The sequence below is a fragment of the Olivibacter sitiensis DSM 17696 genome, from assembly GCF_000427965.1.
GTDB classification, from domain to species: domain Bacteria; phylum Bacteroidota; class Bacteroidia; order Sphingobacteriales; family Sphingobacteriaceae; genus Olivibacter; species Olivibacter sitiensis.
Genome location: NZ_ATZA01000002.1, coordinates 20080 through 44731, shown reverse-complemented (window position 1 = coordinate 44731; position 24652 = coordinate 20080). Strand labels below are relative to the sequence as shown.

22 protein-coding genes are annotated in these 24652 nt (G+C 44.3%); 15 read left to right on the top strand and 7 right to left on the bottom strand.

What is annotated here, in order from left to right:
* Positions 1–27: 27 nt before the first annotated feature.
* Positions 28–834: a hypothetical protein gene (locus A37S_RS0101360; RefSeq protein WP_028295442.1), complete on the bottom strand. Its 807-nt coding sequence runs from the start codon at positions 832–834 to the stop codon at positions 28–30.
* 240 nt (positions 835–1074) lie between these two features.
* Here A37S_RS0101360 and A37S_RS0101355 point away from each other — a divergent pair, with 240 nt between their 5' ends.
* From A37S_RS0101355 to A37S_RS0101340, 4 genes are all read left to right on the top strand, one after another.
* Positions 1075–3873 carry a carboxypeptidase-like regulatory domain-containing protein gene (locus A37S_RS0101355; RefSeq protein ID WP_028295441.1) on the top strand — a complete coding sequence of 933 codons (2799 nt, stop codon included), beginning with the start codon at positions 1075–1077 and terminating at the stop codon, positions 3871–3873.
* Positions 3870–4475: a nicotinamide riboside transporter PnuC gene (gene pnuC, locus A37S_RS0101350; RefSeq protein ID WP_036600873.1), complete on the top strand. Its 606-nt coding sequence runs from the start codon at positions 3870–3872 to the stop codon at positions 4473–4475. Before A37S_RS0101355 ends, pnuC begins: the two co-directional genes overlap by 4 nt.
* Before the next feature lie 65 nt (positions 4476–4540).
* Positions 4541–5557 carry a fatty acid desaturase gene (locus A37S_RS23170; protein ID WP_036600870.1) on the top strand — a complete coding sequence of 339 codons (1017 nt, stop codon included), beginning with the start codon at positions 4541–4543 and terminating at the stop codon, positions 5555–5557.
* A 101-nt stretch (positions 5558–5658) separates the two neighbouring features.
* On the top strand, positions 5659–6507 hold the full coding sequence (locus A37S_RS0101340; protein ID WP_028295439.1) for an NYN domain-containing protein: 849 nt from the start codon (positions 5659–5661) through the stop codon (positions 6505–6507).
* A 21-nt stretch (positions 6508–6528) separates the two neighbouring features.
* Here the strand turns inward: A37S_RS0101340 and A37S_RS23165 are convergent, their stop codons facing one another.
* The 4 genes from A37S_RS23165 to A37S_RS0101320 are packed head-to-tail and all read right to left on the bottom strand — an operon-like array spanning position 6529 to position 11340.
* Positions 6529–7731: an ABC transporter permease gene (locus tag A37S_RS23165; protein ID WP_051292631.1), complete on the bottom strand. Its 1203-nt coding sequence runs from the start codon at positions 7729–7731 to the stop codon at positions 6529–6531.
* Positions 7718–8887, bottom strand: coding sequence for an ABC transporter permease (locus A37S_RS0101330; protein ID WP_028295438.1), 1170 nt, complete (start codon positions 8885–8887; stop codon positions 7718–7720). The genes A37S_RS23165 and A37S_RS0101330 overlap by 14 nt, the downstream gene beginning before the upstream one ends.
* Before the next feature lie 24 nt (positions 8888–8911).
* Positions 8912–9904, bottom strand: a complete 993-nt coding sequence (locus A37S_RS0101325) for an HlyD family secretion protein (protein WP_028295437.1) — start codon at positions 9902–9904, stop codon at positions 8912–8914.
* On the bottom strand, positions 9901–11340 hold the full coding sequence (locus tag A37S_RS0101320; RefSeq protein ID WP_051292630.1) for a TolC family protein: 1440 nt from the start codon (positions 11338–11340) through the stop codon (positions 9901–9903). Before A37S_RS0101320 ends, A37S_RS0101325 begins: the two co-directional genes overlap by 4 nt.
* A 156-nt stretch (positions 11341–11496) precedes the next feature.
* On the opposite strand from A37S_RS0101320, the gene A37S_RS0101315 reads away from it, so the two are divergent.
* Positions 11497–12117, top strand: a complete 621-nt coding sequence (locus A37S_RS0101315) for a DUF1684 domain-containing protein (RefSeq protein WP_028295435.1) — start codon at positions 11497–11499, stop codon at positions 12115–12117.
* A 4-nt stretch (positions 12118–12121) separates the two neighbouring features.
* On the opposite strand, the gene A37S_RS0101310 is transcribed toward A37S_RS0101315, so the two are convergent.
* Entirely contained in the window at positions 12122–13333 is a 1212-nt protein-coding gene (locus tag A37S_RS0101310; protein WP_028295434.1) for an NAD(P)/FAD-dependent oxidoreductase, read from the bottom strand.
* A gap of 265 nt (positions 13334–13598) precedes the next feature.
* Here A37S_RS0101310 and trpD point away from each other — a divergent pair, with 265 nt between their 5' ends.
* From trpD to trpA, 4 genes are read left to right on the top strand one after another with little or no spacing between them, the layout of a single operon-like run.
* Positions 13599–14606 (top strand): anthranilate phosphoribosyltransferase, encoded by a 1008-nt coding sequence (trpD, locus tag A37S_RS0101305; protein ID WP_028295433.1) that lies wholly within the window; start codon positions 13599–13601, stop codon positions 14604–14606.
* Positions 14603–15259: a phosphoribosylanthranilate isomerase gene (locus A37S_RS0101300; RefSeq protein ID WP_036600868.1), complete on the top strand. Its 657-nt coding sequence runs from the start codon at positions 14603–14605 to the stop codon at positions 15257–15259. Before trpD ends, A37S_RS0101300 begins: the two co-directional genes overlap by 4 nt.
* Positions 15260–15270: 11 nt before the next feature.
* Positions 15271–16452 carry a tryptophan synthase subunit beta gene (gene trpB, locus A37S_RS0101295; protein ID WP_028295431.1) on the top strand — a complete coding sequence of 394 codons (1182 nt, stop codon included), beginning with the start codon at positions 15271–15273 and terminating at the stop codon, positions 16450–16452.
* An 11-nt stretch (positions 16453–16463) separates the two neighbouring features.
* The gene (gene trpA, locus A37S_RS0101290) at positions 16464–17252 is read left to right on the top strand and encodes a tryptophan synthase subunit alpha (protein ID WP_028295430.1); all 789 of its coding nucleotides are present in this window, start codon (positions 16464–16466) and stop codon (positions 17250–17252) included.
* A gap of 35 nt (positions 17253–17287) precedes the next feature.
* Here trpA and A37S_RS0101285 read toward each other — a convergent pair whose 3' ends face one another.
* A complete protein-coding gene (locus A37S_RS0101285) occupies positions 17288–18493 on the bottom strand; it encodes an MFS transporter (protein WP_036600867.1) in 1206 nt (401 codons plus the stop codon).
* A 96-nt stretch (positions 18494–18589) separates the two neighbouring features.
* On the opposite strand from A37S_RS0101285, the gene parS reads away from it, so the two are divergent.
* From parS to A37S_RS0101255, 6 genes are all read left to right on the top strand, one after another.
* Positions 18590–19036, top strand: a complete 447-nt coding sequence (gene parS / locus A37S_RS0101280) for a type II RES/Xre toxin-antitoxin system antitoxin (RefSeq protein WP_157278305.1) — start codon at positions 18590–18592, stop codon at positions 19034–19036.
* The gene (locus A37S_RS26000; protein WP_028295427.1) at positions 19033–19500 is read left to right on the top strand and encodes an RES family NAD+ phosphorylase; all 468 of its coding nucleotides are present in this window, start codon (positions 19033–19035) and stop codon (positions 19498–19500) included. The genes parS and A37S_RS26000 overlap by 4 nt, the downstream gene beginning before the upstream one ends.
* Before the next feature lie 58 nt (positions 19501–19558).
* Positions 19559–20935 carry a dipeptidase gene (locus A37S_RS0101270; RefSeq protein WP_028295426.1) on the top strand — a complete coding sequence of 459 codons (1377 nt, stop codon included), beginning with the start codon at positions 19559–19561 and terminating at the stop codon, positions 20933–20935.
* A gap of 235 nt (positions 20936–21170) precedes the next feature.
* Positions 21171–22394 (top strand): sterol desaturase family protein, encoded by a 1224-nt coding sequence (locus A37S_RS0101265; protein ID WP_028295425.1) that lies wholly within the window; start codon positions 21171–21173, stop codon positions 22392–22394.
* A 72-nt stretch (positions 22395–22466) separates the two neighbouring features.
* On the top strand, positions 22467–23615 hold the full coding sequence (locus tag A37S_RS0101260; RefSeq protein ID WP_051292629.1) for a metallophosphoesterase: 1149 nt from the start codon (positions 22467–22469) through the stop codon (positions 23613–23615).
* A gap of 14 nt (positions 23616–23629) precedes the next feature.
* Positions 23630–24625 carry an alpha/beta fold hydrolase gene (locus tag A37S_RS0101255; protein ID WP_036600865.1) on the top strand — a complete coding sequence of 332 codons (996 nt, stop codon included), beginning with the start codon at positions 23630–23632 and terminating at the stop codon, positions 24623–24625.
* Positions 24626–24652: the final 27 nt, after the last annotated feature.

The following is a 24652-nucleotide window of genomic DNA, read 5'->3' as shown; positions in this document are numbered from 1 at the left end:
AATGTACTCTATGTTATTTCGTTTTCCTTACTCTTGAGAAGAAGGCGGATAGGTGTCGTCCTGAGAACGAAAGTAAGCCCTGTTCGCATCCAGGTGTAAGGCGCTTTTAAAGCTGTTTTTTGGTTTTAGCAGATAGTACGTAACTTTTACATCAGACTGTTCGTCACTAAAGCTATCCGGAATAGCCGTATATGCTTTTGCCTCCGCCACCAAATCTTTGTAGTCTTCCGGAAGGGGATTTTTACTGCCCAAGGGATTCGCGTCGCCAAAGGAATCGGTGAGATAGAGTTTGTGGTCTTTCAGTATGGCATTGGCTTCAAAGGGAGGTTCGTCCAACCCATAATTATAATACAGCGACACGCTCTCATATCCTTTGTCTAGTTCAAACTCATACACTTCACAATCGTCTTCCGTCAAATTTCGGCTGATGAAAAATGTCGTCGTGCTGTTTTCGGGCACATTTAAAATATTGCTACGGCTGAACCTTGTCTCATCTGGCAGATGAATGTAAACCAAGCTATCTGCATTGAACTTTTCCAATAGGCGGAATGCAGTAGTAGTATTTTGGTCGAAGTTATGAAAAGAAAACACCTTTTCGGGTCCATCGCCTTTGGCTTGATAAACTAAAAAAGGCGGTTGCGGCGCTTGTTCTTCCTTCAGGAAAATCCCATCTCCTTGCTTTTCCCATTTCCCTATCACAATTCTGTCTACAGCACCATAGCTCATCATAACCACAAAATCCTGCTCTGGCAAAATATATAGTTGAAAGGCTAGTTCAGGTCTAGATCCATTATAGGAACCTACGTATTCATCTTCTTGTGCTATTGCGTTCATACAGGTTGAGGCTATAGTGAGAAGTATAAAAATGAGGTATCTCATGGCGTTATGAATTATTCAAAGTCAAAGATAAAAACAGTTTCGGATAGAATGACTAGTTGAAATCAGGGATTTATGAAGTGTGGATTTTCATACTCTGGAACTGGCAGAAATGCAACAAAAAACTTAAATTCGTCTTGTTTTGTTATTTATTCAGTGCGCTATAAGGCAACGGTGAACGATTGAGACGACCAATTTATGAGATACTACTTGATTTTCTGCTGCTTCTTTCTGTCGGTTCATACCGTTGTCTATGCCCAGAGAGAAGCGATCTTGGAAGTGCAAGATGACTTAGATAGCCTTAGGGCTAAGATGCCGCGTGAAAAAGTCTACGTTCATACAGATAAGGAACAATATATATCGGGGGATACGATATGGTACAAGGCTTATGCGATGGACGGCGAAACGGGCGGGATATCAGCTTTGAGCGGCATAGTTTACGTAGAACTTTTTGACGCCACAGGTGCTTTGATACAGCGATCTAGGATACATTCGTTTGCGGGAAGCAGTTATGGGGAATTTGTACTGGATGTGGATAAGGTGAAGCCCGGCAGACTCCTACTTAGGGCTTATACCCACTGGATGAAGAATTTTGGGGAAGAACATTATTTCATGCGCTATTTGGATGTGGTGGGAGATTATGAGCAGCAGTGGGGGGTAAAAAGCGCGCCCATTAAGGTAGCAAATAGTAAGGCTAATAAACAGATCGATCTTTCCCTTGCCTTATATCCCTTGGGTGATAAGAAGTTGGGACGCGACGCGGTGAGTCTAAAGCTGGTAAGCGGCAATGAAAAGATCGTGGCTCAAAGCAAAGCTTTGCCAAGCGGCAGTGGTCAAATGGATTTCTCTCTCACTATGCCCGAGAAGGTGGATATGGCCAACCTAAATCTTGTATTGGAAACAGAACGCGACAAACTGGCCCGCTTTCCTTGGGCGCAATTGGTACCGCAGCGATACGATGTACAGTTTTTGCCCGAAGGTGGCCACTGGGTGACGGATATGCCTACGGTGCTGGGTGTCAAGGCTATCGATGGATTTGGCAAGGGGGTACAGGTGAAAGGTGAAATCTTGGATGCAGAAGGTAAGCAAGTGGCTCACTTTGCCACCTTACATAAGGGAATGGGGAAAGTAGACTTTCCCACTTTGCCCGTGGGGGAATATCGAGCAAAAGTGACGTTTCCTGACGGAAGCGAAAGGTCCTATGAGCTGCCCAAGATGGAAAGCCATGGCGTGGTACTGCACCACGATGATGAAGGAAACCAAGATGAGATTCTCCTATCCATTGAATACGTATGGCCATCCGAGAAAATGGGAAGGGTAGACAGATTGATGCTGATTGGACAGATTGGGGGGATCATGTGCTATGGTGCCCTGCTGAAGACAGATACCAAACAGCATTATATTCGGCTTCCAAGGCATTATTTCCCAGAGGGTATCGTGCGTTTCAGTGTACGGACACCGGAAGGAGCTATCCTGTCCGAAAGGTTAGTATACAATCGCTTGAGAAAACGGGCCCTGTCCATTGCCCTGTCGCCCGATAAAGAACACTACAGCACCAAGGACAGCGTGGCGCTGGAAATCAAAGTGACCGATACCTTGGGAGAGCCCGTGCGTGGCAGTTTTTCCTTGGCCGTGACCGATGATGGCCAATACACGCTCGATGAGTACAAGCAGAACATTTGGAATTACCACTATCTCGGTTCCGATTTGAGAGGCTATGTAGAAGAACCAGGTTTTTACTACTCGGGACAGGAAGGCGCGGCTCGCGCCATGGATTGTTTGCTATTGACACAGGGATGGGTAAGGTACGATACGCCGTTGTTGAAACAAGCAATTCAGTACGATCCAGAGCCTATATTTAGTATCGAAGGCACGGTGAAGAACGCATTTGGAAAGGCTGTAGAGCAATCCAATGTTCTCCTATTGGCAACGGGCGAGCAGCTATTCTATGCCGATACGTTAACGGACAATAAAGGACATTTCCGCTTTCAGGATATTGCCCCATTTGACACGGCCGCCTTTTTGGTGCAAGCGAGGAACAGGCGCAACAAAAGTTTCAATATAGGGCTGGAGATGAAAGAAATTGAGGCGGCGGAAATACCCAAAACTAAAATATATCCCATAAAGGCATGGTATGTGGGTTTGGATAGCACCATGCGACGTCGCATACGTGAGCAGCAGGAATACCAACGTAATGTATCCATCGCAGTAAATGGCTATGACGCCAATGCTATCAAGCTCAGGGAGGTGGAGGTGACGGCCAATGCGGTGGTGAAAAACTCAAAGAATCTCAATGGTGCTGGTGGGGCAGATCAGGTATTGAGCGAGGAGGTGCTCGTGCAGGAAGGGGATAAGGATCTCTTGCAGATTATTAAGGAGAAAGTGGGTAGTTTTACGGTTGGGTACATTGGAAAAGGACAAAATGCCAAATTGGTGTTTAAGGTGCAAAATCGGGTTACCAAGCTCATCTTCGATGGCGTGGATCTGGATTTTTTCTTTGAGGCGTTCACAGGGCAGTCAAATGAGAAATTGCTTTTTATGGAGAATTATTTAAAAAGCTTCAGCGGCAATGATGTGTTGGGGGTGGAGGTGATGCACTCTTCCAAGTATAGTAACAACTACCATAATAGGTTTCTGGATCCCATGGAACGGATGAACATGGGGCTCGATCCACCCACCTACCTGGAAATTACTACCCGGTCTGGTCATGGGCCCATATTCAAGAAAACGCCAGGGGTGGCCCATGTGAGGCCCATGCCTTTTGTATGGCCCAAGGAGTTCTATAGACCAAGGTACGAAATGGTGGAAGGTAAAGCAGCATATGAAGACGTACGTGCTACCATTCATTGGGAACCAATGGTCATTACGGACGAATCTGGTAAAGCCACCGTCACGTTTTATACCTCTGATAGAAAAGGAAGCTATGGCGTGGTGGTAGAAGGGAGCGATCTGCAAGGCGGGTTGGGTGTAGCTTACGGTAAATTGACAGTGCAATGAAACTTTTCTGGCAACAGTTATTGGAAACTCCTCTTTTACAGTGGATAGGTGTCACCTTTGGCATATTGGAGGTATTCTTGGCCAAGGCCAATAAGATAGCGCTTTATCCATGCGGTATCATCAGTATTCTCATTACGCTTTTCGTGTTATGGGAGGCGGGTTTATATGCGGAAATTTTGCTCAATCTCTATTATTTGATTATGAGCGTGTATGGATGGTACCATTGGTATCGACGGGTACACGAGCCGGCAGTGCCCGTTGCCTACTCCGATATGCAGCAGTGGTCCATTGCACTCGCCATAGTCGGTATTGGTACGCCGTTCTTGTATTGCGTACTTAGGTACCATACGGACTCTACCGTGCCGCTTTGGGATGCTTGGGTGAGCGCCACGGCATGGGCAGGCATGTGGCTCTTGGCACGACGCAAAATAGAAAATTGGTTGTTCCTGAATGTTAGCAATGCTTTTGCCATCCCTTTACTTATTCATAAGGAATTGCCCATGTACGCCGTTTTGACCGCCATACTTTTTATTGTCGCTATATTAGGATATTTTGATTGGAAAAGGATAATTAGGAGACAGCTGGAATCCAAGTTCCAATGAATTAATATTGGCCAGTGCAAGGAATTGTCATTTTTTAAGAGTATCTTTCGAAAATTATCCGTAAGATGCTATTAGATAAAGTATTGGATCCACCATCATACGGGTGGTCAGACCAAGAGGGAAACCTAGTTAAACCTACCTCTAAACAAATTTTCAAGGAATTTTTTAAGCGTTTGAATATCTTTCACACACGCAAAAACTGGCTGCCGTTTTTTAGTTGGTTGCGTGTTGTTTTGTTACTGCCTTTGCTCTATCTCTTTATTTTCGAGTATTTCAGCATCGGTTTGCTTCTTGTCGCCTTTGTTTACAGCATGGTGATCATGGGAACGCACGGTACTATTTGGCATCATCGTTATTGCACGCATAGGGCCTATACATTTAGAAATGCTTTTTGGAGAATATTCACTCAGAATTTGACGATCAGCATGATTCCAGAAGAAATCTACGTCATTTCTCATCATGTGCATCATGCTAAGTCTGACAAGCCAGGAGATCCATATAATGCCAGTGCGGGCTTTTTGTATTGTTTTCTGGCAGATGTGAACCATCAGCCCATCTCGAAGAACTTAACCTCTGACGAATACCGTCGCACGATAAATTTGATGGCACATACGGGTGTCCGCCCAAATACATATGCTGCCTATCAGAAGTGGGGATCGATTGTCCATCCTTGGCATGCGGTTTTAGCCTGTATGCTGAATTGGGTAGTTTGGTATGCCTTGGCATATCTTATTGGCGGACACGCACTGGCTTGCACCTTATTTGGTGCTGCCGCGTTTTGGGCAATAGGTGTAAGGACCTTTAATTACGAAGGGCATGGTAAAGGTGTCGACAAACGAAAAAAGGGATATGATTTAAACGAAAATGATATGTCGATCAATCAGGCTTGGCCAGGCATTGTCGCCGGTGAATGGCATAACAATCACCACCTATTTCCCAATAGTGCTCGCTCGGGTTTTCTGCGACATCAGATTGATTTAGCTTGGTACTACATCAAGTTTTTGCATGTCATAGGAGCTGTTACATCTTATCATGACTCCAAGGCGGTATTCTTAAAGCGATATTTTGATGTAAAGGCATAAAACATTTAGGAGAACTATCAGTTGCTTTTATATGTTTTATTTTCAAAAAAATGGTTTTTGTGAGCTTCTCCATCATATCAATGTAAATCAATAGTATTTTTATGGCACAGGAGACAGATTTGAAAATTGCCGTATTGATTGATGCCGATAATGTGTCGAGCACAAAAGTAGAGAGTATACTAAATGAGGTGAAGCGGTACGGTGTTCCCTCCATCAAGCGGATTTACGCCGACTGGACAAAATCGCATGTGACGGGTTGGAAAGAACCACTTCTCACCCATGCCATTACGCCAATACAGCAATATAGTTATACGACTGGTAAAAACTCCTCAGACTCAGCGCTTATTATAGATGCAATGGATATTTTACATAGCGATCAAGTAGATGGGTTTACCATTGTTTCCAGTGACAGTGATTTTACGCGTCTTGCCATCCGATTAAGGGAATCGGGTAAGTTGGTAATTGGCGTGGGAGAAAAGAAGACGCCCAAACCCTTTATTGCCGCTTGCGACAAGTTCATATATATTGAAATCCTTGCGAAGGAAACCGCTACCAAGCCCGTAGTAAAAGGGAAACAGCCCAATAAATCGACGCTTGTCGAAGGAAGCGCAACAAAGCAGGTCGATCACACGACGCAGCTATATGAGCCAATTGATCCAGAGACCATGAATCTTCTCAAGGTTACGGTTAACGATGTGGCGGATGAGAGCGGATGGGCTCCTTTGGCTGGTATCGGAGCATTGATTAGCAAAAGGAAGCCCGATTTTGACCCCCGTGTATACGGATTTTCCAAACTTACTCCCCTGTTCAAATCGCTGGATGCCTATTTTGACTTGGAAGAGAAAAATACAGAAAAGACAAAAATTAAGCATGTATACGTAAGGATAAAGGAGCCTCAAAAAGCGACTAGGAGAAGGGCGAAAGATGTAAAAACGCGATCTATTAACTAGTTGTATTGCGGTAACGCGGCTTTATTTGATGTTTGTTGAAGTATTTGTATAGGAATCTTGTGACCTGGGTTTTGAAAGCTTGTTGATTGAGGCGATGCGCCAATGGCATAATGCGCTGTATAACAAGAACAGGAAAGACAGGTGGAGAATGTCTCCACTCATCTGAGCCAATTGCGCACCGCCAGAGACCATGGAAACGTATATGCGAATGAAGGGTGTAGTTGGAAGCAGATTAGAAAACCATTGGACATAATAAGGGAGTGAGGAGAAAGGCCATGGTAATCCAGTAATTAGGAAAATGGGATAGGAGCTGAATGCCATCACCTGAAGACATAACAGCTGCGATTTGAAAAAGGAACCCAGAAATTGTCCCAGCGGGATAATGGTTGCGATAAATAAGGCAAACAATATAGCCAATTGTAGCCCATTGGCTTTGTTGGTTAGATCCAGTACGCGAAAATTGACATTTATAAAGAAAAAGGCGTAACAAGCGAACAGCAAAAAATAAAACAATCCTTTGCCCCAAATGCCACTTGAAACCTGTCCGCGATGCCACTCAAACAGTCGTTTATGCTCTCGCTCCGCGGCAAGGCTTTCGGCTATGCCTATTAATAATGTCTGCTGTAGAATGATAGCTAGTAGGCCAGGCAATAGAAAGGCTCCGTAACTGGATCGGGAGTTGAATAATGGTCTATAATCTAGGTTGATGGGCATAGCTTCTTTCATAGCCTGTACTTGATCTAAGCCTTTCTTTTTCTCATTGTATTGCAACCGTACACCAGCACCTACGGTAAGTACAATCTGCTGCACGGATGAAAGAATATCGCTTGATGGTAGGAAACGAGATGCATTGATCGTCAGTGTCACATTTGCCTGCTTATTGCTGAAAATAAGTTTCTCCATGCCATTGGGGATATAAAAAATCCCCTGCACTTTTCCTTCATCAAATTGTTTCTGGGCGCTGCCTAGATCCGTGAAATGTATGGCTTCTATACTGGGTGAATAACTGACCAGTTGGTCGAGTTGTCTCGATATGGCGGAACCATCTTCGTCCACTATGGCCAGGGGTACGGCGCCTTCTTCCTTGTTGATGTAGATACTGCCATAGAAGAATGCATACAGCAATGGCGCAATAAGCAAGGTGAGCAAGAGGCTATGGTCCTTGGGTACTTGGCGCCATTCCCTGAGGAAGGCATGTAAGAAAGTGCTTCTACGCTGTTTCATGGGCTAATGCATTGAGTTGACGTTGAAACAGTATGATTGCCGTGGGGATAAGTACCACGCAAAACAGGGCGAGCTTTCCCATGGCCTCTGCGGCATGGTACAGGGGCAATTCCATGAAATAGGTACTGATGAAACCATCTAAAAAGGGGGTATATGGCATGATCTGAGCATAGAATTGGTCGTACCAAGGCAAGGCCCAGCGCGGAAATGTATAGCCGCTAAAGACGAATGAGGGCGAAGTGTAAAACAATGCGGTATCGCCTGCAAGCATAACATCGCGTAGCAAAGCCGAAATGAAGAAACCCACGGCAAAGCAGGCCAGCGCAAATAGGGTGTAAAGGACAAAAAACTTTCCCGTTGCCGCAAATACCCCTATCTGAAAGATGGGAAACAATACAAAGGCAATGAGCACAAAATTGACCCATGCAAAAAGTAAATGTGCCAAAAGTTTTCCGGCAATGATATGGGAAGCAGAGCCATGCGCCAATGCCTTCAGCGCGGGCAAGCTGCCTGTTTTGCGTTCGTAGTTGAGGGCAAGCATGCTGCTGATGATAAGCACCATTTGCATGCCTACGGTAATGAGCCCTGGTACGAGATATTCTTGATAATCGTAATTGGGATTGTATAACTGGTAAGTAGTAAGCTGGATTGGATTGGCAATGGCCATTGCTTGCCCTTCGGGCATGCCTTGTTTTGTCAGTTTTTGAAGATTGACGCCCGCGTTGGCTGTCAGAATCACTTCCGCTACAGCCTTGTAGATCATCTTGGACGGTACCAGGTAAGTGGCATTGGCGTAAATGGTAACAGTGACAGATTTCTTACTGTACAATTGAGCTGCCATATCCTTCGGGAAATGTACGGCGCCATAAACCTTGTTCTGTAGCATAAGGTCTTTGATTTCCTGTTCATTGTGTGCCCGCTGTTGTTGTACGTGAAGTGCATCGCGTTGTTGGAGCAGAAAAATGAGCTGTCGCGAAATGGTAGAGTTGTCCTCATCCCATATGGCAAAGGCCAATTGCTTTGTCTCCCCAGCTTTATAGATGAGGCCGTAAAAGGAAAAAACGACAACTGGGAGAATAAGCATCACTACATAGAAGACCGGCAGCTTCCATATCCGTTTACACTCTCTAAGGGTTATTTTCCCGATTATTCCCATCTTGGTGTTTATACTTTTTGTACATTACAGGGACAAAGATGCCGTCATTCCCGAGCGCAAACCTTGTACCTTGCTTTGCTCTTCGGGTTCCAGTTCAATGGTGAATGTGCGGAGCTCTACTTTTCCCCTGTCCTTGCTAGGCGTCCAATTGGCAAATTCCAATGTAGGCGAAATACTGACTACCTTGGCCTGGAATATCTCGGGGTCGCAACCGGGAACCTTTACAGGTATTGTCTTTCCCAATTGCAAGAGACCTGCCTGATCTTGCCGTACATTGAAGCGGATGACCTTTGACTGCCATTTTTCGACGCTCATAATAGGGTAGCCTATGGATGCCAACTCACCTTCGTGTACTACCAATGAAGATATGATGCCGTCTGATGGAGCGTATAATTTGCTGTTTTCCGATAAAGACTTGGTAATCTCATAGGCCTGTTCGGCCTGCTGAACAATGGCATTGGCCGATTTGATTAATTCGGGACGCGCTCCATTTTGCAGCAACTGCAGGTTGAGGCGTGCCGTTTCCATTTCCTTTTCGGCTGCTTGTTTCTTGAAGTAGAATACATCGCGTTCCTGTCCGGATATCACCTCTTCATTGTATAGGTTCTGCATGCGGCCATAGGTGGTGTTGAACAGGGTGTAGTGTTCTTGGCTTATCTGGTACAGGTTTCCCGCCGCTTGGATGAGTTCGGGACTGGCACCTTTCTGCAACAGTTCAAGCTGGCCCTGCGCTGCCACGATGGCTGCTTGTGCCTGTGCTTTCAATGCGTTGATTTCCGTGGAGCTTAATATAGCTAGAAGTTGCCCCTTTTTGACCGTATCGCCGGCGTGGACTGCCAGTGAGTCCACCCTGCCAGGTATGGACGAAGCGATGTCTATGTTGGTGGCATCCACCATGCCTATGAGCAAATTGTCTTCTGACTGAGCCTTTTGGGCTCGAAGGAAAAATAGTAGCGCGATGATGACTACTGCAATGGGAATGACTACCGCCCAGTAATTTCTTATTGCCGATTTCATGGAATATATGCACTTATTTGTTTCGGGTCTCCTAATATATTGTAATACTCGGCCAGACTAAGATAATATCCAAATACGGCCGTATAGTATGCTTTTTCGATTTCGTTTTGTACCAATAAGGTTTCGTTTAGATCTTTGGGCGATGAGAGCTGATTTTGCATGCGCTTTTGTACCATGCCTGTCGTGTTGTAAGCCTCTTTGCGTGCACTGTCTAGCGTTGCTACCTCGTTTTCCAGCGATTTCATCTTGTTGTTGGCAACCAAGAGACTTACCTGTAGGGTTTGACTGGTGTTCTGCTGCGCCAGTTCAGCCTCTTCTATAAGTTGCCTTGCCGCCTGTGTACGCTTGCGTGTCTGACCATTGAACAGCGTCCATTGCAACTCTAAACCCACAAACCAATCGGGAATGGTGACGGGCAGATCCCTTTGATAGAGGTTGTAGTTGCCTATGGCAAAAAGATTGGGTAAGGAGAATGATTTGCTGATTTTCTCCGATGTCTTGGCAAATGCTGTTTTGCTGTTGGCCAGTTGGAATACTGGATTCTGAAGCCAAAATTCATTGTTTGGGCTTGAGGTACCAATAGTTGCATACCTGAGGGTGTCACTCACCTTGGTGTCATTGTCCAGGGCCAGGCCCAATAGTTTGTTGAGTTCAGGAATGGCATTCTGCTTTTCGAGGTGAAGGCTGCTGAGGTTGGTTTTTGCCTGACTAAGGGCTACGTTCACCCAATTGCGTTGGTAGGGAGGTAGGATGTCGTTCTTAACCATTTCATCGGTATATCGCTTGTTGTTTTGCATGGCCGATAGGATGTTCTCCTGCTTTTCTATGAGGGTGTTGAGGTACATCAGTCGCAGATATTGTACCGTGATAAGAAAATCGATCTCCTTTTGTACTACATCTACATTGATAGTTGCAGTAGAAGCTGTCGATTCAGCCAAGTTGCGCGCGGCATTTAATTTATTGCCCAGATAAATTGGTTGCCGCACGCCTATCCCAGCCAAAAAATAACTTTGTTGAGCTAGTTGTGGATTATAATTGGGATATAAAGTGTTGATAACATTAGCTGCCGTATTATAAATGCCCTGTTGGACGCCTGGAGACAAATCACTGCCTGTTATTTCTCTATATACAGCATTGGCGGCTTCTACACTCTGCTGGGAAGATCCCGCTACGATACCGTCTCTTGCTTCTTGTAGGTTGATGGTGAGCGGCCTGCTCATGTATGTGTAGCTGGACAGCAGGTCTACCTTGGGCAGGAAACTGTTTTTTTCTGCTTGCAGATTGTAGATGCTGGCCTTTTGCGCAGATGTGGCTTGCTTTAAAGATAGGTTGTTTTCCCGAGCAATCTTATAGCATGCATTGAGATCCAGCTCCTGTGCCGATAGCTGTGAGGTAAAAGAAATGTATATAAAACCAACAATGTATAGTTTTCGCATGTTCGAATGTTGATTATGATATGGGCTAAGCTTTGATATTATCTATTGTTGAGACTATAACCATCTTGATTGTATTTTGGTTTTAGAAAAATAAATGTTTTGATTTTCTATTTTTGCTCTTCTAAGAACGAAATTTGATTTTGAAACAAACAGCATATGAGTAAGCTATTTTTTATCTTGATAGGTTTGGTAATGAGTGGGAATTATTTGCACGGACAAGATTTCGCCGAAAGGACACTTCTACATAGAGATGCCTATAAAAAAGAATTCTTGCAGGATAAGCGCGCTCCTTTGGACTCGGCTGATGTGCAACAATTACATTTTTTTGAACCTGATAGCCAATATGCAGTTGTGGCAAAGGTAAGCTTGGTAGCTGGTGATGAGCCCATCGTTATCCCAACTTATAGCGGAGTCGAAAAGAATTACCTGCGCTATGCGCGTCGTGATTTTCAATTGAACGGTGAAGAAATGAGCCTGTACCTTTATAAGAGCGTAGATCTTGCTTCCAATCCTTTGTATGCCGATTATCTCTTTCTGCCATTTACAGACGTCACCAATGACAAGGAAACTTATGGCGGCGGACGTTATTTGGACTTTAAGCTTGGAGATATTGTCGATGGAAAGTTAATTGTCGATTTCAATAAAGCCTACAACCCATATTGTGCCTACAGTTCGGGCTATAACTGTCCCATACCTCCCAAGGAAAATTCTTTATCCATTGCTATTCTAGCGGGCGAACAAAAATATACAGGTGCCTATAAAAAGCGAAAGGATTGAAAAACTATTTGGCACGTTCAAATCCGAAGATATCTTCCCTAGCATCTTTTTGACCTGTCAGTCTATTCCTTATCATCTGGGCAGCAATCATGCTAAAGGTGATGCCATTGCCTCCGTACCCTAGGGCAAAGAACATACGCTCCTTACCTGGCCAGGTGCCTATGTAGGGGAGGCCATCTTTGGTGGAACTGAAGGTGCCGCACCAGGCCATGTCTGTGACAAAGGGTATTTCTGGGAACAGCTTGTGAAACTGCTTTTCGAGGGAGGCTATTTTTCTTCTCAAGAGCTTGTCTCTCCGTACAGGGTCTTTGAAGTCCTCGTCGCCTCCACCAATAATGATGCGGTTGTCCTGTGTGCTTCTGATATAGAAATAGGGTTCCCTGGTTTCCCAGATGAGGCAGCGTTCTTTCCAAAATTGATTAGGTTGAATAGGTTGGGAAACGAGGGCATAAGTTGACTGCAGGTCCATGACATCTTTTGGCAGGAATTTTCCTGCCTCAAAACCCGCTGCAATGACGACATACTTGCAGCTGATTGTTTTCCCGTTCGATGCCTTGAAGAGATAGCTTCTGGGGCGCTCTTCCCAAGAAACAATTTCCGTATGAGAGAACAGTTGCAGATTGTTAGCTTCCATATGGTGTTTTAATAATCCGATTGCTGCCGCATAGCAATCCATCTGAGCAGACCTATTGTTATATAAAGCTCCAGGTGCTGAGATATTGAATTGATTCTTTAAATGCTTCTTGTCAAAATAACTTACTGGCAATTTGTATTCCGTTCTTATTTCATATTCTCTTTCGATAAGTTTAAGTCCCTGTTTATTGCTTGCTAAGTATAAGCTCGGTACGCGCTCAAAATAGGCGTTTACCCCTGTGGTTTTAAATAGTGTTTCTAAATCTGATATGGATTGAAGGCTTGCCAAGTAGGCGGGCACAGCCCTGTCTGTGCCGAGCTGATCGGCCATTTGGCATAGTGGCACATCTATTTCATACTGTAGCTGCGATGTGCTTGCAGCACTGCTGCCCGTGGCAATACTGCGTTTGTCTACTACAGTGCACGCTATTCCAGCACTGCACAATTCGTGGGCGACGAGAGCTCCGGTAATGCCCGAACCTATAATGAGCACATCTGTCTTAATAGATATATTCAGCGGATTGAAATAATTGTAAAGTGGATTTTTTATTATCCAGTAGGGTAGGCCAGAGTGAAGATCCATATAACTATATTAAACTATGCGAAAGAACAGCTTTGACTGTCATTTGTTTTTTCTGCCGTTGTAGTTGCAAGTTTCAGCTTCTTTTTACATATTTGCCTCGTAACTATGAACGATATATCTGCATATAGCTTTTGGTGGTGGCATAAAGGTTGACTTTATGGCAATACCGTTGTTGTGTGTAGTATGTAATATAACAAAAGGCTTGCCATATGCGCAAGCCTTTTTTGTTATATCACAATTGGAGATTTAGCATAAAAAACACACTATGAAGAAAATACTGTCGCATCTGTTTGAGCACAAAACTTTTAGTCGGGATGAAGCCTATGCCATTCTGACCAATATCGCTTCGGGCAAATACAACGTGTCGCAAATGGCAGCGTTTATGACGGCCTATTGCATGCGTAGTATCAGGGTGGAGGAGCTGGCCGGCTTTCGCGACGCCATGCTGGATTTGCGTAGGCCAGTGGATGTACAGGGCTACGAACTCATCGATCTATGCGGTACGGGTGGAGATGGCAAAAATACGTTCAATATTTCCACCTTGGCATCTTTTGTGGTGGCCGGTGCCGGTTATCATGTGGCCAAGCATGGCAATTATGGCGTTTCCTCGGGCTGCGGGTCATCCAATGTGATGGAATATCTAGGGTATCAATTTACCAATGATGAAGGTGAAATTCGTCGTGGGCTGGATGAAGCGAATATTTGCTTCCTGCATGCGCCCTTGTTCCATCCAGCGATGAAAACGGTAGCTCCTGTGCGCAAGGAGCTCGGTGTGAAAACTTTTTTCAATATGCTTGGTCCTTTGGTCAATCCCGCGCTGCCAACGTATCAGTCAGTAGGCGTTTTCAGTTTGGAACTAGCCCGTTTGTACGCTTACCTTTACCAGAAGACAGATAAGCGATATACCATTCTCTATTCGATGGATGGTTATGATGAGATTTCCTTAACGGGCGACGTGAAGATAATAAATAATAAGGGCGAGGATTACCTTACCTTGGATAGATTGGGATTTGATGCCGTCTCTGCCACAGAAATTGAAGGTGGAAACACGGTTGAAGAAGCCGCCGCTATTTTTCTCAAGATCATCAAAGGAGATGGAAGCAGTGCACAGCAAAATGTGGTGCTAATCAATGCGGCGATAGCAATCCAGACGATTCATCAAGAAAAAAGCCTTGCCGATTGTTATTATGAAGCTGAGGAATCACTCCTCTCCGGCAAGGCATTTAGTAGTTTCAACGCTTTGCTGAGCAAGCAAAAGGTTAGTTGCTCATGAACACGTTGAAGTGGAAGATTTGTGGGCTGAAGGATGCCGAGAATATCGGACATGTACTAGGGCTACGGCCAGACTATATTGGATTTATCTTTTATGGCCGTTCGCCGAGATACGTAGGCGATTTGTCGGCGGATTTTGCATCGTCCATTACAACGGCCAATAAGGTGGGCGTTTTTGTCAATGCCGAAGAGGAGATTATCTATCAAGCGATAGAAAATTATGGTCTAAATGTCGTGCAGTTGCATGGCAACGAAAGGCCAGACCTGTGCAAGGCATTGAGGCAACATGGCGTCAAGGTCATTAAAGCCTTTGGTATTTCTGAGGGTTTTGATTGGTCTATTCTGGAGCAGTACATAGGCGATGTAGATTATTTCCTTTTTGACACAAAGCACATTGCATATGGTGGCTCTGGCCAGGTATTCGATTGGAGCTTGTTGAAGGAATATCCCTTTGGAATTCCTTATTTCTTGAGTGGTGGCATAGCATTAGACAACTTAAAAGACCTACTATCCAAGGTAAATGATAAGAGGCTTTATGCCATAGATGTGAATTCGCGTTTTGAGATAAGGCCAGGCCTGAAAGATGTTGAACTATTGCGAAAGGCTGGGGCACTTTTAGAGCAAAATATTACAGCTAGAGAGATTAACGAATAAAGTGAATGAGGATGGATTACCAGGTGAATGAAAAGGGCTATTATGGTGATTTCGGAGGAGCGTATATCCCCGAGATGATGTATCCCAATATAGAAGAATTGCGCAAACGCTATCTGGAGATTATGGAAGAGCCCTCTTTCAAGGCGGAGTTTGACCAACTGATGAAGGATTATGTGGGCAGGCCATCTCCGTTATATCTTGCCAAGCGCTTATCGGAGCGCTATGGAGCAAAGATATTCTTGAAACGAGAAGACTTGAACCATACAGGTGCGCACAAGATTAACAATACCATAGGGCAAATTCTGCTGGCCAAGCGGCTGGGGAAAAACCGCATCATAGCTGAAACAGGTGCTGGGCAGCACGGCGTAGCCACGGCTACTGTATGTGCGTTAATGGGGCTCGAATGCGTAGTCTATATGGGCGAGATAGATATGGCCCGGCAGGCACCCAATGTGGCACGTATGAAAATGATGGGGGCGGAAGTGCGACCGGCTGTGTCGGGAAGCAAGACCCTGAAGGACGCCACCAATGAGGCCATGCGCGACTGGATAAGCAATCCGGTAGATACCCATTATATCATTGGTTCTGTAGTGGGCCCACATCCATATCCAGATATGGTAGCTCGATTTCAGTCCATTATTTCGGCCGAAACCAAAAAGCAGCTTTTGGAGCAAACAGGCAGTGAAAATCCGGATATTGTGATTGCGTGCGTAGGGGGTGGAAGCAATGCGATGGGGATGTTTTATCACTATCTCAACGAAGAAGGGGTTAGGCTCATAGCGGCGGAAGCAGCAGGAAAAGGAGTGGATTCTGGAGAATCTGCTGCCACGTCCGTGCTAGGTAAAGAGGGAGTGTTGCACGGAAGCAGGACTATATTGATGCAAACGGACGATGGTCAAGTGGTAGAACCGTATTCCATTTCTGCTGGCTTGGACTATCCAGGCATAGGTCCTCAACATGCGTTTTTGCATAAAATAGGTAGGGCGGAGTACGTGAGCATTACCGACGAGGAAGCCATGCAGGCGGGCTTGTTACTCACGCGATTGGAGGGTATTATACCAGCTATAGAGAGTGCTCACGCATTGGCGCAACTCGAAAAAATGACTTTTCGGGGCAATGAACAGGTGGTGGTTTGCCTATCTGGTAGGGGGGATAAGGATCTGGACAACTATATGAAGTATTTCGGTTTTTAAATCATTGAAAGATGAGTAGGATAAAGAAATTGTTTAAGGAAAAAGAAGGCTCAAAACTATTATCTATATATTATACGGCGGGCTATCCCAAGCTGAACGATACATTGGAAATCGCCAGGCAACTGGCGGCTTCTGGAGCTGATTTTTTGGAGATAGGCTTTCCATATTCGGATCCAGTGGCGGATGGTCCCACTATACAGCATAGTTCTGAGCAGGCATTAAAAAATGGCATGACAGTGAAGCTGTTATTCGAGCAGCTGAAGGACTTACGTCAATATACAGATATTCCGGTATTGCTCATGGGCTATGTGAATCCTTTGCTTCAATATGGTGTAGAACATTTTTGCCAATCCTGTGCGGAAGTGGGGGTGGATGGTATTATTGTTCCGGATTTGCCCGTATATGAATATGAGTCACTTTACAAGGATATCTTCGCAAGATACGGATTGTCCAATATCTTTTTGATTACTCCACAAACCAGTGAGGAAAGAGTCAGGCAAATTGATGAGTTGACTACAGGCTTCATTTATATGGTGTCATCAGCTTCCACCACGGGCAATAAACTTGACGTAGATACTTCTTTGGCGAACTATTTCAATAGAGTGAAATCGTTGGCGCTTAAGAATCCATTGGTCATGGGATTTGGCATTCGTGGCAAAGAGCAATTTGATCAGGCACTTGAATATGCAGACGCCGCCATTATCGGCAGTGAATTTGTCAAATTGCTGGACAAGGAAGATTATCTGGACCGCATACCGACTTTTATTGCCGATATCAAGGGACTTCCCATATCGGTCTGAAAATGTTTTTGAAAAGCAAATTCTAGCTAATAGAGCTATTTCATTTGTTTCATTACTTTGTGCATTGCAAATGCTGTAACTAAACATAGTATAGTGGTGGACCACCAAAGTACGTCAAAACTCCAAGTGGATGCGATCTTGGTGCCAAGTGTGGGCGAAATGATATGAGCAATGGAATAAGCCAATGAATTGAGTCCCATATAGGCCCCGTGGTTGCCGGTAGAGCTTCGTTGTGCCGTCACCGAAGAGGTAAAAGGCATTGCCAGAATCTCTCCCAGGCAAAGTACAAATATGGATGCATATAGCATGGGAATGCCTCCTGGCAATGTCAGCATAAAAAAGGAGCATCCAGATAACAAGATACCCAACACGATGGCTCCCGATGGGCTCATTTTTCTTTCCGCAATGTGTACGAGGAGCATCTCTAAAGAGAATACAACAAGCCCGCTGAAGGCAAGAATAAGGCCGATGGCTTTTTCGGTCATCAGTTTATCCGTTCTGTAAAACAGGGGAAGCGTACTGAGCAGTTGAAAGAAACAAATAGCAAATAGTGAACATAGTAGGCAAAAAAGTAAAAACGGCCCATCTTTATATGGGGATTTGATGGAACTTCGTTCTTCTGGTTCTTTTTTAAGGACGTTACGTGCCTTTTTGCTACGGAAGTATAAGTAAAATGTGACACCTGCCAGTATGGAAGTGATGCCATTGATATAAAACAAGAAATTGTAGGAGATGCCGGCCAGTAGTCCTCCAAGGGCTGGGCCAATGGAAAAACCTAGATTGATGGCCATTCTGTTGAGGGAGAAGGCCCGCGTAAGGTTTTCCTTTTTGGCGTATTGTGAGACAGAAACGGAGTTGGCAGGCCTAAATGTATCGGCTACCAAGCTCAATACAAGCATGCCGATCGCTAAGGATAAAGGGCTTTGCAGCAAAGGAAGAACAAGAAATAGGGGTGCCGATAAGAATAAACTGCCAGACTGGATTTTGAAGGCGCCGTATTTGTCAGTGAGCCATCCCCCAATCCACGAGCCGCTCACGGCTCCTAGGCCAAAGCAACTCAACACAATGCCTGCCTCCGATAAGGAAAACTTGAGGTGTGCTGTCATATATACTCCCAAAAATGGAAGGACCATTGCCCCACTTCGGTTAATCAACATGACAAGTGCAAGCATCCAAGTAGCACCTGATAGCCCTCTGTAGGACTGAAAGTACAGGTGAAGAAATCGATTTTCGCTAGCCATGCAATTGCAAACTTACTCATTTTGGGAAAGGGAAAGAAAAATTTGAAACCCGAAAAAAAAGTCGTACCTTGGTGCGACAAAAGTAGGGAGGGCTTTATGAAAAGATTAAATTACAACGATCCTTCACAAGACGCAGGTTATAGTTCTACTATGGCGGCGGAGGCGGTCGCCGCCTATGTCAAAAATAGTCAGCAAGAACCCGTCCTGTTTTCTATGAGTGCATTTTTGGAACTGGACCATCTTCTTCCGCTGTCACAGGCAGAATGGGCAGAAGTCCTGCATATCAGTGATCGCACACTACAACGGTATATAAAAGACGAAAAGCCTTTTGAGGGTTTGTATGCGGAGCATCTCATGCAGATCCAGCTGTTGGCTCAAAAGAGTGCGGCCATATTTGCATCTCCAGCTACATTCAAAGAATGGCTAATGCATCCCAAAAATATTCTTGGTAATGAATTGGGCTTTTCTTCCCTAAAATCCTTTTGGGGGGTAAAACTCCTTCTCAACGAGTTGGGAAGAATAGAGCACGGTGTTTATGTATGAAGGCTTATCGCTTAGCTTCCAGGTCTTATATAGCCGATAGAGAAGGGATTGGTGCTAAGCTCTATGGCGGACGTTGGAACCCGCCAAAAGTGCCCTGTATTTATGCTAGTCAATTCATTTCCCTTGCTTTGTTGGAAAAATACGTACATGCCCAAGGTCTGGAGCAGATGCAAGATTTGGCGCTGTTGGAGATGGAGGTTCCTGATGGAAAGGCATCGTTTTTTGAGGTTGATTTGGCTAAGTTGAAGCCTTCATGGTCTTTAGATATCGATTATACTCAATGGCTGGGGACGCAGTTGCTGGAAGATGAGTCTATAGTGGCCTTTTCCGTTCCATCTGCGTTGATCCCTGAAGAACGTAATATTATCTTGAATCCCCGTGCCAAACTATTTGCAAAGGTTGTTTATCGTAGGATTGTCGATTTTGCTACCGACTACCGATTATTGGCCAAACTCAGAACTTAAGTTTTTTTCACATTTGTCCCTTGTTTTTGTAGGTTTGCAAGAAACCAACAAAAGTATTATGTCTTCAATAAACGAATATATAGAAAATAATAAACAACGTTTTCTCGATGAGCTGTTCGACTTGTTGCGGTTTCCATCAGTCAGTGCTGATTCCAAATATAAGGGAGATGTACTGAAAGCAGCAGACTATCTAGCAGAAAAATTGCGGGAAGCTGGAGCCGACCAGGTAGAGGTTTGTCCTACAGCTGGCAATCCCATTGTCTATGGTGAAAAAACAGTAGATGCATCCTTGCCTACGGTTTTGGTGTACGGTCACTACGATGTGCAGCCCCCCGAACCATTGGAGTTGTGGCATACGCCGCCGTTTGAGCCGACCATCAGGGACGGTAAGATATTTGCTCGCGGCGCCTGTGATGACAAGGGCCAGGTATACATGCATGTGAAAGCCTTTGAGGTGATGCAGAAAAATGGGGGCATTCCCTGCAATATCAAGTTTATGATAGAAGGTGAGGAAGAGGTTGGCTCGAAAAACTTGGAAATATTTGTCCGGGAAAATACGGAGCGCCTTCAGGCGGACGTAGTCTTGATCTCCGACACAGCCATGATCAGCTTGGAACATCCTTCATTGGAAACGGGCTTGCGAGGCCTCAGCTATGTGGAAGTGGAGGTGACGGGACCAAATCGTGATCTTCACTCAGGCGTATATGGTGGGGCGGTTGCCAATCCAGCAACGATATTGGCCAAGATGATTGCCTCCATGCACGATGAAAACAATAGAATTACTATACCAGGTTTTTATGATGATGTGCAAGAACTGAGCGAGGAAGAGCGTAAGGCATTGAACAATGCTCCTTTCTCGGAGGAAGAGTATAAAGATGACTTGGGCATCAAGGAACTATGGGGAGAAAAAGGATATACTACCATAGAACGTACCGGAATCAGGCCCACCTTAGAGGTGAATGGCATATGGGGTGGTTATATAGGTGAGGGTGCAAAAACGGTATTGCCTTCAAAGGCCTATGCCAAGATCTCCATGCGATTGGTACCCAATCAGAAAAGTGATAAAATAACAGAATTGTTTACTAAGCATTTTGAATCCATAGCACCCGCATATGTACAGGTGAAGGTGACACCGCATCACGGAGGAGAACCCGCTGTGACGCCTACGGACAGCATAGCATATAAAGCAGCTGCTTTGGCCATCAAAGAATCTTTTGGAAAAGATCCGATACCTTGCCGTGGTGGAGGAAGCATTCCCATTGTGTCGCTTTTTGAAGACGTTTTGGGTTTGAAAACAGTATTAATGGGCTTTGGCTTGGACAGTGATAATTTGCATTCCCCTAATGAAAAATACGATATAGCCAATTACTTTAAAGGAATCGAAACTATTCCTTTGTTTTATAAATTCTATGCGCAATTGAGCAAAAAAGAATAAGAAGCCATTGTCTTTGGCATAACTATTGTTTTCAAAAGGGACATCTATCTATGAAAACAATTTTTTCCTTTCCTTATCACAAAGGTAATTTCAAGGGCTCGGTATATCCGAGCTTTTGTTTTTTTTAAGTAATTTTTAGTTTGTCTGCGGTGCCAAAAGCAAGCCATTGCGGACATTATTAATTAGTTTTGGATTTAGTGGTGCGGGTATCTACACGAATAAATGGACAGAACTTATGGAACTAAATTATATCGCTTTAGGCATTCCTGCTATACTTTTGATAATCTGGATAGAATATTTCTATTCCAAAAAGGCAAATAAGGTTGGCGTATTCAAATACGAGAGCACTGTAGCCAATCTCTCTGTAGGCATAGCTGATCGCCTGTTCGATCTTTTTTTCTCGGCTATCTTCTATTCAGTTTATTATTATGTTTACGAGCACTTTCATCTTTTCGAAATAGGAAAGCAATGGTATGTTTGGATATTCTTGTTGTTGGCTACCGATTTGGTGTGGTACTGGTATCATCGCTTGGGGCACGAGATCAATTTTTTCTGGGCTGCCCATATCGTCCATCACCAAAGTGAAGAGTTTAACTACAGTGCGGCGGCGAGGATTACCTTGTTTCAGGCCTTTATTCGAACGGTTTTCTGGTCCATCTTGCCGCTTGTGGGCTTTCATCCCGATATGGTAATCCCCATTCTCTTACTGCACGGGGTTTATTCTTTCTTTACGCACACGCGTATGATAGGCAAGTTGGGATGGATCGAAAAAATCATGGTAACACCATCCCATCATCGGGTGCACCATGCGGCCAACGAAAAATACCTGGACAAAAACTATGGCGATATATTCATTTTCTGGGATAAGCTTTTCGGCACTTATGTGGAAGAGGAGGAAGAACCCACTTACGGGATCGTCCACCCTCTTACGAGCTATGGCTTTCTATGGGCGCATTTTCACTACTACATGGAGATTTGGGTGGCAATGGGCAGAGAGAAGAAGTGGAAAAATAAATTGAAACTGTTATTTGGAGGACCCGAAAGCATGAACCCTCGTATAAGGCCCATACTGGAGAGAAGGCTGAGGATCTATCAGAATAAGCTTCCCATGTCGTCCACTTATAAATCTTACATCAACATACAGCTTGCATTGGCCTTGATTGTGCTATTTTTTACCGTGTTGCTCTACAAGTATATGGATGGGGTGTCTTTTGTGTTCATATGCGTACTCTTGGTACTTACCTTGATTAATTGCGGAGCATTATTGGATCATAAGAGCTATGCCTATTACATAGAGTTGACACGTATGTTTTTGACTTTCTTATTTCTAGACTACCTAATTCAGGGGTATTGGCTGTCGCTTTCCTTTTTGGCAGCTTTTGCAATTGTAAGTATATTTTATCCTATAAAAGGGAAATACAGTGAGTGGGTAGTAGGTGAGCAAGAGAAGTATGCTTAATGGAATACCACCTTGCAAGTTTAATGGGAAGTTAATATCAAAGATTGCATTTTTGTGGATAAAGACGGCTGAATGATAATAAAACTGCTTGCTATAATTGCTCATCCTATAAGAAAGGTACTTAATTTTTTCTTGCGGAAGCCCATTGTCTATTTTGCCAATAAAGTTTCTTCAGCTCCCATTAAGGAAGATGTATTCGAGTCACTGTCGTATTTGTATGAACAGTGTACGCGTGCAGATAGCGATAGTTTATTTGAATGGGACATGGATAAAAGCAATCCGATCATCATATTGAGCGATCAGCATAAAGGAAATAAGGGAGGAAGTGACGAATTTGCGGCTGCCGAAGACAATTATGTGGCTGCTTTGAATTACTACAACAAGCAAAAGGCCTATTATATCAATTTGGGGGATAGCGAAGATTTCTGGAAGTACAATATCTTCAGCATTATGTCCCAGAACAAGCGCAGTTTTGCGGCCGAGGCAAAATTTCACCGGCGAAAGGCGATGGCCAAGATATATGGCAATCATGACGTCTTTTGGCATTTAGACCCCTTGGCACCAATCTATCTGAAAGAGATTTACGGAAGGTCGGTGAGGATGCTAGGGGCAATGGTCATTCGTTTGAATTTTCCTACTGGCAATCATTTTGATATTTTTTGTACACATGGACATCAAGGGGATAAGCAGAGCGATGGCAATAAGTTCAGTGTATGGTTTGTAACCTATATTTGGGCTCCATTACAAAGCTTTTTGAGAATCAATATCAATACTCCTGCGCATGACAATCGACTTAAATCCGTGCACAATCAATTGATGTACGAATGGAGCGCCCGGCAAAACAACCTCTTATTGATAACGGGGCATACCCATCAACCTGTATTCAATTCATTGAGCCATCTGGAGCGTCTGTACCTGAGATTGGATAAGGCCAGAAGGGAGAAAAACACAGACGAGGAAGCAAGGATATTGAAGGAAATACCTAGAAGATTGAGAGAGTACGATGTTCTACAAATGGACTATGGTCACCTCAAGCCATCTTATTTCAATACTGGTTGTTGTTGTTTTGATGATGGTACCATTACGGGGATAGAATTGGCTGAAGGTTGCATCCGACTGGTAAAGTGGCACAGGAATGAAGCTAGTGGACAGCCAGAACGTATCGTTGCAGAGGAAGAAAGCCTGGAGGCACTAATTAACGACATAAATAAACATAAGTAAAAAGTTGCTTGACTATGAATTATCTGAAGAATGTAGGGATTATTTGCTTGTTTACACTGTTTTGTCCCATACTGTGTGCACAATCCAATTACGGGCCCAATCTGGAGGGATTTGATTACCCGTTTGAGGTGAAATATCATCACGTAAGCATTCAGGGTGAACATTTGCAAATGGCCTTTATGGACGTGAGGCCACAAAAACCAAATGGACGGGTAGTCGTATTGTTGCATGGCAAGAATTTCAATGGCGCTTATTGGGAACAAACGGCAAAAGATTTAAGCGATGAAGGCTATAGGGTTATCGTACCAGATCAAATCGGCTTTGGCAAGTCCTCTAAACCGGTGAGCATACAATATACGTTTCAGCTCTTGGCAAGCAATACAAAAGGCCTGTTAGATAGTTTGGGAATTGATAGAATCAGTCTGCTTGGGCATTCTATGGGAGGCATGTTGGCCACACGATTTGCGCTATCTTATCCCGATATGGTAGAAAAGCTGATATTGGAAAATCCAATAGGTTTGGAGGATTGGAAAATCCATGTGCCGTATCAAGCGGTGGAGGAATGGTACGAGGGCGAATTGGCCCAGACTTATGAAAAAATGAAACAATATCAGCTGACTTTTTACTATGACAATCAATGGAAGCCCGAATATGATAGGTGGCTGGCGCTTTCGGCAGGTTGGCTTGCCAGTGTCGATTATCCACGTGTGGCCTGGAACTCGGCCTTATTGTATGATATGATATTTACCCAGCCTGTTTGCTACGAGTTCGGGAATCTATCAATGCCCACGTTGTTGGTCATAGGACAAAGGGATAGAACGGCTCTTGGCAAGGCCAAGGCACCAAAGGAAGCGCAGGAACTACTTGGCAACTACCCAAAATTGGGCAGGGAAACTGCCGAGAAAATAAGAAATGCGGAACTTGTAGAGATTGAAGGGATAGGGCATCTTCCTCATATCGAATCCTATGAACGCTTTCTTTTGCCCTTGCTCCATTTTTTAAAGCAGTAAAAGCAAGGCCTGAACCCTTTAAAGAAA